The sequence below is a fragment of the Pseudomonas sp. BNK-7 genome (assembly GCF_048072025.1).
GTDB lineage: Bacteria > Pseudomonadota > Gammaproteobacteria > Pseudomonadales > Pseudomonadaceae > Aquipseudomonas > Aquipseudomonas danubii.
The window spans coordinates 6,789,079-6,802,169 of sequence record NZ_CP182252.1 but is presented as its reverse complement, the minus strand read 5'-3'; the positions used below and the strand labels follow the sequence as shown (position 1 = coordinate 6,802,169).

Sequence of the window (13,091 nt, the reverse complement as noted above, 5' to 3'; positions counted from 1 at the left end):
GCTGGGGGAGGTTGGGCACATGGTGCAGCAAACCATAAGCCTGATGAGAGGACGCCATGCACGGTTGTAAGTGGTTACTTGTGTTCGGATTGCTGTTGGGGGGCGAGGTGCGGGGCGAGGCACCGAGCGAGCCGATCCTGCCGGTACAACCGGCGAAGATCACCGATGTGGCCAAGGTGGAGTTGGGCAAGCAGCTGTTCTTCGACCCGCGCCTGTCCAAATCCGGTTTCATCTCCTGCAACTCCTGCCACAACCTGAGCATGGGCGGCAGCGACAACCTGCCCACCTCCATCGGCCACAACTGGCACCAGGGGCCGATCAACTCGCCCACGGTGCTCAACTCCGGCCTGAGCTTTGCGCAGTACTGGGATGGCCGCGCGGCCACGCTCCAAGAGCAGGCCAGCGGTCCGATCACCAACCCGGGGGAAATGGGCTTTACCCATGAACTGGCGGTGGAGGTGCTGCGCTCCATTCCCCAGTACCGGGCATCGTTCAAGCGCGTGTATGGCAACGATGAGATCAGCTTCGACGACGCCACCAACGCCATTGCCGCCTTCGAAGCCACCCTGGTGACGCCCAATGCGCCGTTCGACCGCTGGCTCAAGGGCGACAAGGCGGCCATCAGCTCCACCGCGCTCAAGGGCTACCAACTGTTCAAGTCCATCGGCTGCGTGGCCTGCCACAACGGCGAAGCGGTGGGCGGCGGCTCGTTCCAGAAAATGGGCATGATCGAGCCCTACGTCACCCAGAACCCGGCCCAGGGCGTGGCCGGGCTGACCGGCAAGGACGCCGACCGCATGCTGTTCAAGGTGCCGACCTTGCGCAACGTGGCGCTGACCTACCCTTACTTCCATGACGGCGCCTACTGGACGCTGGAAGAGGCGGTGGACGTGATGGCCAGGCTGCAATTGGGGCGCAAGCTGGGCACTGAGGAAGTCGGCCAGATCGTGGCCTTCCTGGAAACCCTGACCGGCGATCAACCGGACTTCAAGCTGCCGATCCTGCCGCCGTCCTCGGCGCAGACACCGCGTCCGCAGCCGTTCAACTGACCTGGGTGGAAAAACCGCAGCGTGCTGCGGTTTTTCCGGAAAGGCCTGGTATGCGGCATTCAGGTCTGCCGGGAAGGGCGCTCTGTTGTCATGAAAAAACGACTGGATAATAATGAGAGATATTATCATTAGCGGCGGTCGATCATGGACGCAGGGGTCAAGGCTTCAATATCGCTGGAGATCGAAGATCTGTATGGCGCCCACCACGGCTGGTTGAAGGGCTGGTTGCGCAGCCGCACCGGCAACTGTGCCGATGCGGCGGACCTGGCCCAGGACACCTTCGTGCGGATGCTGTCGCTGCGCCAGTTGCCGGCACTGCGAGAGCCCCGTCATTACTTGGCGACCATCGCCCGCGGCCTGCTGATCGACAAGGCGCGCCGCAGAGTTCTGGAACAGGCCTATCTGGAGGCTTTGGCGGCACGTCCGGAGCCTCAGGACATTTCACCTGAAACCCATCATTTGATCATCGAGTCATTGCTGGCCATCGATGCCTTGCTCGATGGACTGGGCACGCGCACCCGGCAGATTTTCCTCATGGTGCAGCTGGACGGCCTGAGCTATGTGCAGGTCGGGCGGCAGTTGGGGGTGTCGGTGACCACCGTCAAGAATCATCTGGGCAAGGCACTGCTGCAATGCATACAACTGATGGACGATTGAACGTGCCGTCGCCTCCTCCCCTGGACAAGGCCCTCCTGCAGGCAGCGGTGGACTGGTACCTGGTCCTCAACGATCAACAGGTCAGCGCGGCGCAGCAACAGGCCTGGCAGCAGTGGCTTGGCGCCGATGCGCAACATGCGCGAGCCTGGGCCCGGGTGCAAAGGCTGCAACTGCAGCTGCGTGGGGTACCGCAGGATATTGCCTTGCCGGTCTTGTCGGAAATGGGCATCCAGCGCCGCCAGGGCCTCAAGGTACTGCTGCTGATGGCTGGTGGCTCGGCGTTGCTGGGCGGCTATCGGCTGTCTCCCTACAGCGCCGACTTCGCCACGCGCACCGGCCAGCGCCGGGAAGAACTGCTGGCGGACGGCACGCGGCTGCACCTCAATACCGATACCCGGGTCGACGTTGCCTACAGCCATGAAGAACGGCTGATATTCCTGCGTCAGGGCGAGATCCAAGTCACCACGGCCGCAGACCAGGCACCGGCGCGCCCTTTACTGGTGGTAACTGCCCATGGCCGCATCCGGGCCCTGGGCACCCGTTTCGATGTGCGCCTGGAGCCGGCCTTCAGCCAAGTATCGGTTCAGCAACATGCGGTGGAGGTGCGCCTGAACGATGATCCGCAACATGCCCGGAGGGTCGCCGAAGGCCAGGCGCTGACCTTCGGCTCCGGGCAGATGGGTGCCCTGCGGGTGGCGGACAATGCCGAGAGTGCCTGGGTCCGGGGCCAGTTGGTGGCGCTTGACTGGCGACTGGCGGATTTCATCCGTGAGCTGGGTCGTTACCGCCCTGGCTACCTGGGGTGTGCGGATGAAGTTGCGCAACTGCGCATCAGCGGGGCCTTCCGCCTGGACGATATCGATGGGGTGCTGGCCAACCTGCCATTGTCGTTGCCGGTGAGGGTGCGCCGGTTTTCCAGGTACTGGGTGCGTGTGCAAGCGTGACGGGCGAATGGTCGCTTGAAGAAAAATCGTCAATGCGCCTTGCCGATTCCGCCTGGCGTTCGGCTCATCAGTAGAGCGGTCAATCAGCCGCCTTTACTGCTATGGCATAGGACGCGTACATGAGCCACCGGAGTCGTTTCACCCAGGCCGCCTTGCGGCGCAGTTTCAATCGCACGGCATTGAGCATCACCCTTGGCACGCTGCTGGCGGCCACCTGTGTTGCGCCGTTGGCCCTGGCCCAGGAGGCGGTGGGCGAAGCGCAGGAATTCAACATTGCGCCAGGGGCACTGGGTACTGCACTCAGTGAGTTTGCCGCGGCCAGCGGAGTTACCCTGTCCTTTGGCTCCAGCCAGACCCAGGGGCTCGTTACCCAGGGGCTCAAGGGCCGTTATTCCTTCAGTCAGGGCGTGGCGCAGCTGCTGGCCGGCAGTGGCTTGCAACTGCGCCAGGAAGGCCCGGCGCGCTATACCCTGGTCAAGTTGCCGACGGGGGCGGCGCTGCATCTGGGGCCGACCCAGATCACCGGCGCGTCTCTGGGCACCACCACCGAAGACACCGGTTCCTACACCACCGGTGCCATGCAGACGGCCACCAAGCTGGCCCTGTCGATTCGCGAGACTCCACAGTCGGTGACCGTGGTCACCCGCCAGCGCATGGACGATCAGAACATGCAAAGCCTGGAGGATGTGCTCAAGAGCACCCCGGGCATTTCCATCACCAAGGACGGACCCCAGCGGCCGATTTTCTATTCGCGGGGTTTTGAAGTACAGAACCTCATGGTCGATGGCCTGGCCAACGACATGTCGCATTACCTGAGCCGGGACATGAGCACTGCGGCCGACACTGCGATCTTCGATCGGGTCGAAGTCATGCGTGGCGCCGCTGGCCTGATGCAGGGGACGGGCAGCCCCTCGGCGGCGATCAACATGGTACGCAAGCGGCCCACTGCCGCACCGCGTCTGAGCATCACTGCCAGTGCCGGCAGTTGGGACAATTACCGCAGCGAAATCGATGCCTCCAGTGCCCTCAATGACAGTGGCACGTTGCGCGGGCGCCTGGTGACTGCCTACCAGAGCAAGAACAGTTTCCAGGACGTGGCCGATGCCGAGCGTTCGGTGTTCTACGGCATTGCCGAGGCCGACTTGAATGACAACACCACGCTGACCGTGGGCGCTACCAATCAGGCGTCGCACAACACCACGACCTGGGGCGGGCTGCCTGCGGCGATTGACGGCCGGCACCTGCACCTGTCGCGCTCGGCCTACCTGGGCAGTGACTGGGAGTACTGGGACCAGAACAACGTCACGGCCTTTGGTCGCCTGGAGTACCGCTTCGACAACGCCTGGAAATTGTTGCTGTCGGCCAGCAAGTCCTGGTCCGACTTGCAGATGCTCGGTTCGATGACCGAGCGTTTCGGCGCCGATTTCGACGAGTTCGGCCAGTACGTCGGTCAGTACCACTACAAGGATCAGCAAGACAGCTACGACCTCTTCGCTTCCGGGCCGTTTGCTCTGTTCGGGCGTGAGCATGAGCTGGTGGTGGGGGGCAGTCAGCGTGAGCTGGCCTTTCGCGGCAAGGGCAATTTCCAGGACAACGAGACGCGGACCAACATCTACCGTCCCGATCCCCATAGCGTGCCCAAGCCGCAGATGGACCTGGATTACTGGCGCCAGGAGCGCAACTCCGAGCTGAAAAGCTTCTACCTCACCTCACGTTTTAGCCTCGCCGAGCCCCTGACCCTGATTCTGGGCGGGCGCCTGGACTGGTACGACTACGATGTGGATACGCGCTTTGCCGGGGTGCGCACCGCCTCCAGCACCGACTACAAGGTCACCCGCAACCTCACCCGCTATGCCGGCATGGTCTACGACCTTGACGCCCATCACTCGGTGTATGTCAGCTACACCGATGTCTTTAGCCCACAAGCGGAAGTGGACAGCTCCGGTGGCTTGATCAAGCCCGTAGTCGGCAAGAACTACGAGACGGGCATCAAGGGCGAATACTTCGAGGGGGCCCTGACCGCCAGCGCTGCGGTGTTCAGGATCGATCAGGTCAATCGCGCCAAGCAGGTGGTCAGCGCTCAGTGCTCCAGCCTGCAGTGCTACGAAGCCAGCGGCGAGGTGCGCAGCGAAGGTATCGAGCTTGAGGTCAACGGTAAGCTGGCGCCGGGTTGGGAGTTGGGGGCGGGCTACACCTATGCCCAGGCCAAGTATCGCAAGGACAGCAACGAGGACAATGTCGGCCGCCTGTTCGACACCGATATTCCACGTCACGTGTTCAAGGCCTTTACCACTTACCAACTGCCGGGAGACTTGCATCGTTGGACTGTGGGCGGGGGGCTCTATAGCCAGAACCGGATCTACAACAAGGATGTGAATTTCTACGACTCGGGCACGCCGATGTACGTCGAACAGAAAGGCTATGCCCTGGTGGACCTGATGACTCGCTATCAGGCGTCCGAACACCTTGAGTTTCGGCTTAACCTGAACAACGTCTTCGACAAGAAGTACTACCAGAGCATCAGCACCAATACCTACTACGGCAATGACATCTATGGTGAACCGCGCAATGCCATGGTGACGGTGCGATGGTCGCTGTAGCGGGTCATGGCTCGAAGGGAGCCATGACCACCCCTGTGCGGGGGCTGTGGTGTTGCGTGGTTAGTCTTTCACCTGCCAGGCGTTAGCTCCGGCCGCCGCCTTGAACTTGGCGCGGTTTTCCGGCGTGGCCGGCGGTTCGGAATCACCGAAGATTGCTTTCAACCAATGGCCGTCGGTGGGGTTGGGGAAGAGGATGAACTTGCGCCCGAACTGCTGCTTGTCCTCGGTCATCAGGCTGCTGCGCTGTTTGACGTCGGCTACGTAGTACTTGCGTTTGAAGTCGTTGAGGTTGTCGCCCAGCATCAGCACCACGTTGTGGTCCTTGGCGATTTCCTGCTGCCGTGGCTCCTTGTTGGAGCTGTCGCGGTACACCGTCAGGTGCTGTTCATCGGCGTAGGGCAACTGGTTCTTGCGCAGGTTGGCCAGGGCGTAGTCGTAGGTCTTTTCGCCCTGGTCGCGGCTGGTGACGTAGAACACCTCGACGCCTTTGGACTGGGCGTACTTGAGGAATTCCACGGCGCCCGGAGTGGCCACCGGGCCATTGTCCGCGACCCACTTGTCCCAGGCCTCGTCGTCGAAGAATTCTTTCCCCGAATTGATCATGTAGCCCCAGTAGCTGTTGCTGCTGAGCACGGTGTCGTCGACGTCGCTGATGATCGCCAGCGGCCGGTCGCCGGCCTTGTGCTCCTGCAGGGCACGGTCCAGTTGCAGACGGGCGATGTTGAAGCCCTGGTAGTACAGCGCCTCGAATTCGGCGGCGGTCTGCTTCCAGGCCACGGCGGCGGTCAACAGGTTGGAAGGCGGGGTAGGGGCCTGTTCGGCAAAGGTTGGGGTACAGGCGATTGCCAAAAGCGAGAACAGCCAGGGGGCGACTGAAGTTGCGTGGTTTTTTATTGTCATTATCGAGCCCTTGAAGTGAGGATGGCGCAGCTCTCACACACACTGCCGGAGTGTTCTATCCCAGCCAGTGGCGGTGCTCAATGCGGGTGTCGCGTTTGTGGATCAATGCGGCGTAATCCCCGGTACTTTTCGCGGGCATAAAAAAACGGCTTACCTTGCGGTAAGCCGTTTTTAGTACTTGGTGGCTACACAGGGACTTGAACCCCGGACCCCAGCATTATGAATGCTATGCTCTAACCAACTGAGCTATGTAGCCAAGTGGCGCGCATTATTCGCGCAGAACGACAATGCGTCAAGCGTTTTTATAAAAAAATTATCTACGCTATCAACCGTTTATCCCTTCCCCCCCGAAATCAGTGGCGATGGGCAGCGCTGGAACCAGCGGCTGGCCTGTTCGTAGGCGTGTGCCAGTTGCAGGACGGCGAAGTCGGCCTGATGCTTGCCGATGATCTGCAGGCCCATGGGCAGGCCGTCGGCGTTGAAGCCGGCCTGCACGCTGGCCACCGGGCAGCCGGACAAGGTGCCGGGAATCACCACCTCCATCCAGCGGTGATAGGTGTCCATGGCCGCGCCTTCGATGCTGCACGGCCAAGGGGTGTGCTTGTCGAAGGGGAAGACCTGGGCGCTGGGCAGCAGCAGGTAGTCGAAGCGTTCGAACAGTTTTGACAGGGCGCGGTACCAGTCGCTGCGGATCACCGAGGCGTCGAAGACCTGGCTGGCGGACAGCTTGAGGCCGTTCTCCACTTCCCAGATGGCTTCTGCCTTGAGCTGCGCGCGCTTGTGTGGGTCGGCATAGGTGCTGCCCAGGGACCCGGCGACCATCCAGTGGCGCAAGGTGCGCCAGCTGCTCCACAGGCGCTCGGGGGCGAAGTCCGGGCTGGCCGGTTCTACGCTACAGCCCAGGCTGCGGAAATCGTCCAAGGCCTGTTCGCAGAGTGGCAGCAGGCCCTTTTCCATCGGCAGGTAACCGTTGAAGTCCCCCAGCCAACCCAGGCGCGTGCCCTTGAAGTCGCGCTCCAGTGGCGCGGCGAAGCCCTGGCCGGATTCGGCGATGGACAGCGGCGCCCGCGCATCGCCGCCGGCCTGTACTGACAGCAGCAGGGCCGCGTCGCGCACGCTGCGGGCCATGGGGCCTTCGTAGCCGAGCTGGTCGATGAACAGGTCGCTGCTGTCGTCGAACGGCACCCGGCCCTGGGACGGGCGGAAACCGAAGATGTTGTTGAAGGCCGCCGGGTTGCGCAGCGAGCCCATCATGTCGCTGCCGTCGGCCACCGGCACCAGGTGCAGGGCCAGCGCCGCGGCGGCGCCGCCACTGCTGCCGCCGGCGGTCTTGCTCGGGTCATAGGCGCAGCCGGTGGCGCCGAACAGCGGGTTGTAGGTCTGCGAGCCGAGGCCGAACTCCGGGGTGTTGCTCTTGCCGATAATGATCGCCCCGGCAGCCTTGATCCGTTCCACCATGATGCCGTCGCGCTCGGGGATGAAATCCCGGTACAGCGGCGAACCCAGGGTGGTGCGGATGCCCTGGGTCAGGGACAGGTCCTTGATCGCGTGAGGCAGGCCGTGCATCCAGCCACGGTACTGGCCGCGGGCCAGTTCGGCGTCGCGCTGCTCGGCCTGGGCCAGCAGGCTGTCGGCCGGTTGCAGGCTGACCAGGGCATTGACCAGGGGGTTGTAGCGCTCGATGTGGGCAAGGTAGGTCTGCATCACTTCCCGGCAGGAAACCTGACGCAGGCGGATACGCTCGGCGAGTTCATGGGCCTGGAGCAGGACCAGTTCGCTGGGGGGATTGGCGGTCATGGCAGGGGGCCTTTCAAACGGCTTTAGAAACGCCCCGGCATCCAGGCCGGGGCGGCAGAAGTCAACGCAGGTCAGCGCATCAGGTTGGTCCACAGGCGGTCGGCGAGGCGGATCGCGCCTTCGCCGCAGGTCTGGCTGAAGACCACCTTGGTGCCTTCGGGGATGTGCAGTTCGGGGGCATCCTTCAGCCCGGCATCGAGGAAGGGTTCGACGCCCTTGATCGGGCTCTGGTGCTTGAGGAAGTTCTGGGTCATGGCGGCGTTCTCAGGCTGGCTGAGGAAGGCGATGAAGGCCTTGGCGTTCGCCGGGTGCTTGCTGCCCTTGGGGATGACCATGTTGTCCACCCAGGCCAGCACGCCTTCTTTCGGGTAGAGGTACTTCAGGCTGGGCTTCATCTCCCGGGCGCGCATCGACGAACCGCCCCAGAACATCGACATGTCGATTTCCCCGGCCGCCAGGTTCTCGCGGATCGCCCCGGCCTTGGAGCTGTAGGTCTTGACGTAGGGCTTCTGCGCCTTGAGTAGGCCAAGGATCTGCTGCATCTGCTTGGGGTCTTCGCTGCACAGCGGAATGTTCAGGTACAGGCTGGCCATGTCGATCACTTCGCTCACCGAGTCGAACATGTTGATCCGCCCCTGCAGCTCCGCTGGCGGTTCGTAGAGCACCTTGTAGCTGTCGCTCGGGCCTTTGTAGCGTTCGCTGTTGAGCACCACGCTGGTGGTGCCCCAAATGAAGGGCACCGAGTAGGCGCCTTCAGGGTCCCAGGTGGGCTTTTTCAGGTTGTCGACCACGCCGGCGTAGTAGGGCTGCTGGGCCGGATCGAAGCGCTCCAGCAACTGCTCCTGGATCAGGATCGGAATGAACTGGTGGGACGGGATCGCCACGTCATAACCGGTGCCGCCCTGTTTCAGCTTGGCCAGCAGGGTTTCGTTGGAATCGTAGGAGTCCACCGTGACCTCGATGCCGGTCTGCTTCTGGAACTTGGCGAGAATCTCCGGCGAAAAGTAGCCGCTCCAGCTCACGACGTTGAGTTTCTCGGCGGCCTGTACCGCCAGTGGCAGGCTCAGCAGCAGCGAGGTTCCCAGACTTGCGATCAACTTGCTCATGGCATTTCCCCAAGGTCAGTGGACGGTTCAAGGGTGTTTCTTGCTCAACAGGTAAGAGAGGCTGACGAACAGCACCGAGACGCCGAGGATCAGCGTCGACACGGCGTTGACGTCGGGTGTCACGCCCATGCGCAACAGGCCGAAGATGAAGATCGGCAGGGTGGTGGTGCCCGCCTGGGACACCATCATCGAGATCACGAAGTTATCCAGGGAGACGATGAAGGCCAGCATCAGCCCGGAGACGATCCCCGGCATCAGCAGCGGCAGGGTCACCTTGCGAAAGGTGCGCCAGGGGCCGGCGTACAGGTCCGCGGCGGCATGCTCCAGGGACAGGTCCATGTCGTTGAGGCGGGCGCGGATCGGCAAGTAGGCGAAGGGGATGCAGAACACCGTGTGGGCGATGATCAGGTTGCCGTAGCCCAGGGACAGCCCCAGCGTCGAGAACAGTGCGAGGGTGGCCACGCCGACGACGATTTCCGGCAGCACCAGGGGCAGCATGATGGCGCCCATGGACAGTTGCAGGCCCTTGAACTTGGCTCCGCGTGAAGTGCCCAGGGCGGCCAGGGTGGCGATGGCGGTGGCTGCCATGCTGGCGCACACGGCGATCAGCAGGCTGTTGCCCGCCGCCTGGCGCAGGGCCTGGTTGGCAAACGCCGCGCGGTACCAGTCGAGGCTGAAGCCACTCCACACCGTGGCCGACTGGTTGGCGTTGAAGGAGAACACCACCAGCACCAGGATCGGCGCGTAGAGGTACAGGTAGAACAGGAAACTGAAGCCGCCGAAGCCGGGAAAGTCCTGGACGCCGAGGCCGTTGCGTTTGAACAGGCGGATCATCATGCACCCTCCTGAAGGGTTCGCTGGCGCTGGGCGCGCAGGGCGTAGACGGTCAGTACCAGCATCACCGCGGCCATCAGCACCAGGGACAGGGCGGCGCCGAAGGGCCAGTTACGGGCGTCGCTGAACTGCCGGAAAATCAGGTTGCCGAGCATCATCCGGGTGCCGCCGCCCAGCAGTTCCGGAGCGATCATCGCGCCCAGGCAGGGCACGAAGGTCAGGATCGCCCCGGCGAAAATCCCCGGCTTGGCGATTGGCAGCACCACTTTGCGCAAGGTGCGCCAGCGTCCGGCGTAGAGGTCCTGGGCCGCCTCCAACAGGCGGATATCCATCTTTTCCAGGGTGGCGTAGATCGGCAGCACCACGAAGGGCGCGTAGGTGTAGACCAGCCCCAGCAGCACCGCGCCGTCGGTGTACAGCAACTGCAACGGCTCGTGGATGACCCCCAGGCCCATCAGGCTGTTGTTGATCACCCCGGTGTTGCGCAGCAGCAGAATCCAGGCGTAGGTGCGGATCAGCAGGTTGGCCCAGAACGGCACGGTGATCAGGAAGATCAGCAAGCCCCGGCGCTGCACCGGTTGCATGGCCAGCCACACCGCCACCGGAAAACCGATCAGCAGGGTGATGAGGGTGGTCAGCCCGGCAATGCCGATCGAGCGCAGGGCGATCAGCAGGTAGGAGTCGGCGAAGGCCAGGCTGTCATCCAGTTGCCGTTCGAACAGCAGGGAGGTGTAGGCGTCGCTGCTGAAGACCTGGTTCACCCCGCCGTAGGGGTTGGCTTCCATCAGCGAGTAGCCGATGACGATCAGGATCGGCACGATCAGGAACAGGCCGATGGCAATCAGCGCCGGGCTGACTCCGAGAACGCTGCGCAAGGCCTTGCGCCGTTCCAGGTGCTGGGAAATCGATGAGGCGTGCATGGCGAATCCTCGTGGTCAATCCAGCAGGACGCTGGCGCTGCCGCGTTCGAACACCAGCCCGGCGTGGCTGCCCACGCTCAGACGCGGATGGTGTTCGAGGCTGTTGGGCGCACGCACGGTGAGGCGCATGCCGTCGCCAAGGCTGACCTGGTATTGCAGGTCGGTGCCCAGGTAGATCTGCGCCTCGATGCGGCACGCCAGGGCGCCTTCCACGGCGTCGCTACGCAGGTGCAGGCGCTCCGGGCGCACGGACAGGGTGACCTGCTGGCCGACTTTGACCGTGTTGCAGGGTTGCGCCGGCAGCGCCTCTCCGGCGGGACCGCTAAACCAGGCCAGGCCGGCTTCGACGCGGCTGACGGTGGCCTGGATGAAGTTGGTTTCACCGATAAAGTCGGCGACGAAGCGATTACGCGGTTGCTCGTAGATCTCCTCCGGGCGACCCACTTGCTGCACTTCGCCTTCGGAGAGCACGGCGATGCGGTCGGACAGGGTCAGGGCTTCTTCCTGGTCATGGGTGACGAAGATGAAGGTGATGCCGGTCTTGGCCTGGATCGCCTTGAGTTCTTCGCGCATGGCCTGGCGCAGCTTGAGGTCCAGGGCCGACAGCGGTTCGTCCAGCAACAGCACCTTGGGGTGGGGCGCCAGGGCCCGGGCCAGGGCGATGCGTTGCTGCTGGCCGCCGGAGAGTTGGTTGGGCTTGCGCCCGGCGAAGCGTTCCATCTGTACCAGGGCCAGCATCTCGCGCACCCGCTCGGCGATCTGCGCCTTGCTCAGCACCTGGCCCATGGGCCGCGATTCCAGGCCGAAGGCCAGGTTCTCGGCCAGGGTCATGTGGGGGAACAGCGCATAGTGCTGGAACACGGTGTTCACCGGGCGCTCGAAGGGCGGCCGCTCGGCGATGTTCTCGCCGTAGAGGAGGATCTCGCCCTGAGTCGGAAATTCGAACCCGGCGATCATCCGCAACAGGGTGGTCTTGCCGCAGCCAGAGGGGCCGAGGAGGGTGAAGAATTCGTTGTCGCGGATGTCCAGGTCGATGTGCTTCAGGGCCACCGGGCCGCTGTGTGGATCGCCGTAGACCTTACGCACCGAGCGGATGGACACCGCCAGTGTTTGCAGCGCATGCAGGGCATTCATGCCTTACCTCCGATTCCCCCATGGGCTGTCGCGCAGGCCATGGATATTGTTTTTCTTAGGGCAGGATCGAGATGTGTTCGGATGCGTGCAAAGCCTGTTTTTACGGGCTTTGCGCGGGTTCTTATTGTTCTGCTGGGGCTGATTATCAGTGAGGGGTTGCGGGGGCGAAACATCAATTTTAACATACCAGCTGTTAAATAATTTAATAGCAGAGGGCGTCAAAACCATGGCCGAACAGCGTTTGCCACCGTTGAATGCGGTGCGGGCTTTTGATGCCGCGGCCCGCCTGGGCAGCTATGTCGAAGCCTCCAAGTCGCTGCATGTCACCCAGCCGGCCATCGGCCGCCACGTGAAGCTGCTGGAGGACTGGCTCGGGGTGCAGTTGTTCGAACGCACCTCGCGCGGGGTGGTCCTGACCCCGGCGGGGGAGAAGTACCACCGCAAGATCGCCGCCGCCCTGCAACTGATCATCGAGGCCGGGCGCGAAGCCCAGCCCAAGGCCGCCGAGCGCTGGCTGCGGATCATGGTGGTGCCGGGTTTTGCCAAGCGCTGGCTGACCCCGCGCCTGGAGGCGCTGCGCCATGTGCGGCCGGGTTTGAAGTTCGCCATCGAGCCGAACTCCACCTTCACCGAAGTCGACGCCAAGAGCGCCGACCTGGGGATCGCCTATGGCCTGGATGGGCAGTATCCCGAGTCACGGATCAGCCTGATCTGCCCTCGGGTGTTCCCGATTTGCACCCCGGCTTACCTGGCCGGCATCGAGCCGATCAAGGGCCCGGCGGATCTGGCCCGTCACGAGTTGATCCATTTCGATGACGGTGAGTGGTGGAACCTGTGGTTTGCCGCCAATGGCCTGGATATCCAGCTCAGCTCCGACCTGATCTATGTGAACAACGACCACGCCCTGTCGGTGGCCGAAAGCGGCGGCGGCATTGCCCTGGCCAATGAAGTGCTGGTGCGCGAGGAGCTCAAGGCCGGCACCCTGGTGCGGGTGCTGGAGGATCAGGTGAAGCTGGAAAGCTACCGGGTGCTGACCCCGGCCACTGAATGGTCGCAGGACGTGGAGTGGTTCATCCAATGGCTCAAGGCCGAGCTTGAAGCGGACTTCCCCGAGGCGCGGATAGTGGGGTCGTTAGCAAGCTAATGGGAT

Annotated in this window: 11 protein-coding genes and 1 tRNA gene; 5 read left to right on the top strand and 7 right to left on the bottom strand. The window is 63.1% G+C overall.

Going from position 1 to position 13,091, the window contains the following annotated elements; genetic code table 11:
• Positions 1-56: 56 nt before the first annotated feature.
• The 4 genes from ACMGF8_RS30765 to ACMGF8_RS30750 all read left to right on the top strand — a co-directional run bounded on the left by ACMGF8_RS30765 (position 57) and on the right by ACMGF8_RS30750 (position 5,250).
• Entirely contained in the window at positions 57-1,049 is a 993-nt protein-coding gene (locus ACMGF8_RS30765; RefSeq protein WP_416758269.1) for a cytochrome-c peroxidase, read from the top strand.
• Between the two features lie 144 nt (positions 1,050-1,193).
• On the top strand, positions 1,194-1,706 hold the full coding sequence (locus tag ACMGF8_RS30760; RefSeq protein ID WP_060841054.1) for a sigma-70 family RNA polymerase sigma factor: 513 nt from the start codon (positions 1,194-1,196) through the stop codon (positions 1,704-1,706).
• Positions 1,707-1,708: 2 nt separating this feature from the next.
• Entirely contained in the window at positions 1,709-2,650 is a 942-nt protein-coding gene (locus tag ACMGF8_RS30755; protein ID WP_416758267.1) for a FecR domain-containing protein, read from the top strand.
• A gap of 119 nt (positions 2,651-2,769) precedes the next feature.
• On the top strand, positions 2,770-5,250 hold the full coding sequence (locus ACMGF8_RS30750; protein WP_416758265.1) for a TonB-dependent siderophore receptor: 2,481 nt from the start codon (positions 2,770-2,772) through the stop codon (positions 5,248-5,250).
• Positions 5,251-5,310: 60 nt separating this feature from the next.
• Here the strand turns inward: ACMGF8_RS30750 and ACMGF8_RS30745 are convergent, their stop codons facing one another.
• The 7 genes from ACMGF8_RS30745 to ACMGF8_RS30715 all read right to left on the bottom strand — a co-directional run bounded on the left by ACMGF8_RS30745 (position 5,311) and on the right by ACMGF8_RS30715 (position 11,941).
• Positions 5,311-6,150 (bottom strand): 5'-nucleotidase, lipoprotein e(P4) family, encoded by an 840-nt coding sequence (locus tag ACMGF8_RS30745; protein WP_235759662.1) that lies wholly within the window; start codon positions 6,148-6,150, stop codon positions 5,311-5,313.
• 179 nt (positions 6,151-6,329) lie between these two features.
• Positions 6,330-6,406, bottom strand: a tRNA-Met gene (locus ACMGF8_RS30740).
• Between the two features lie 77 nt (positions 6,407-6,483).
• Positions 6,484-7,947: an amidase gene (locus ACMGF8_RS30735; protein ID WP_416758262.1), complete on the bottom strand. Its 1,464-nt coding sequence runs from the start codon at positions 7,945-7,947 to the stop codon at positions 6,484-6,486.
• 71 nt (positions 7,948-8,018) lie between these two features.
• A complete protein-coding gene (locus tag ACMGF8_RS30730; protein WP_115580915.1) occupies positions 8,019-9,053 on the bottom strand; it encodes an extracellular solute-binding protein in 1,035 nt (344 codons plus the stop codon).
• Between the two features lie 27 nt (positions 9,054-9,080).
• The gene (locus ACMGF8_RS30725; protein WP_110596322.1) at positions 9,081-9,890 is read right to left on the bottom strand and encodes an ABC transporter permease; all 810 of its coding nucleotides are present in this window, start codon (positions 9,888-9,890) and stop codon (positions 9,081-9,083) included.
• A complete protein-coding gene (locus ACMGF8_RS30720) occupies positions 9,887-10,807 on the bottom strand; it encodes an ABC transporter permease (protein ID WP_102880929.1) in 921 nt (306 codons plus the stop codon). Before ACMGF8_RS30720 ends, ACMGF8_RS30725 begins: the two co-directional genes overlap by 4 nt.
• Positions 10,808-10,822: 15 nt before the next feature.
• A complete protein-coding gene (locus ACMGF8_RS30715; RefSeq protein ID WP_110596323.1) occupies positions 10,823-11,941 on the bottom strand; it encodes an ABC transporter ATP-binding protein in 1,119 nt (372 codons plus the stop codon).
• Between the two features lie 226 nt (positions 11,942-12,167).
• Here ACMGF8_RS30715 and ACMGF8_RS30710 point away from each other — a divergent pair, with 226 nt between their 5' ends.
• Positions 12,168-13,085 (top strand): LysR substrate-binding domain-containing protein, encoded by a 918-nt coding sequence (locus ACMGF8_RS30710; RefSeq protein ID WP_115580912.1) that lies wholly within the window; start codon positions 12,168-12,170, stop codon positions 13,083-13,085.
• The last annotated feature ends 6 nt before the right edge of the window (positions 13,086-13,091 follow it).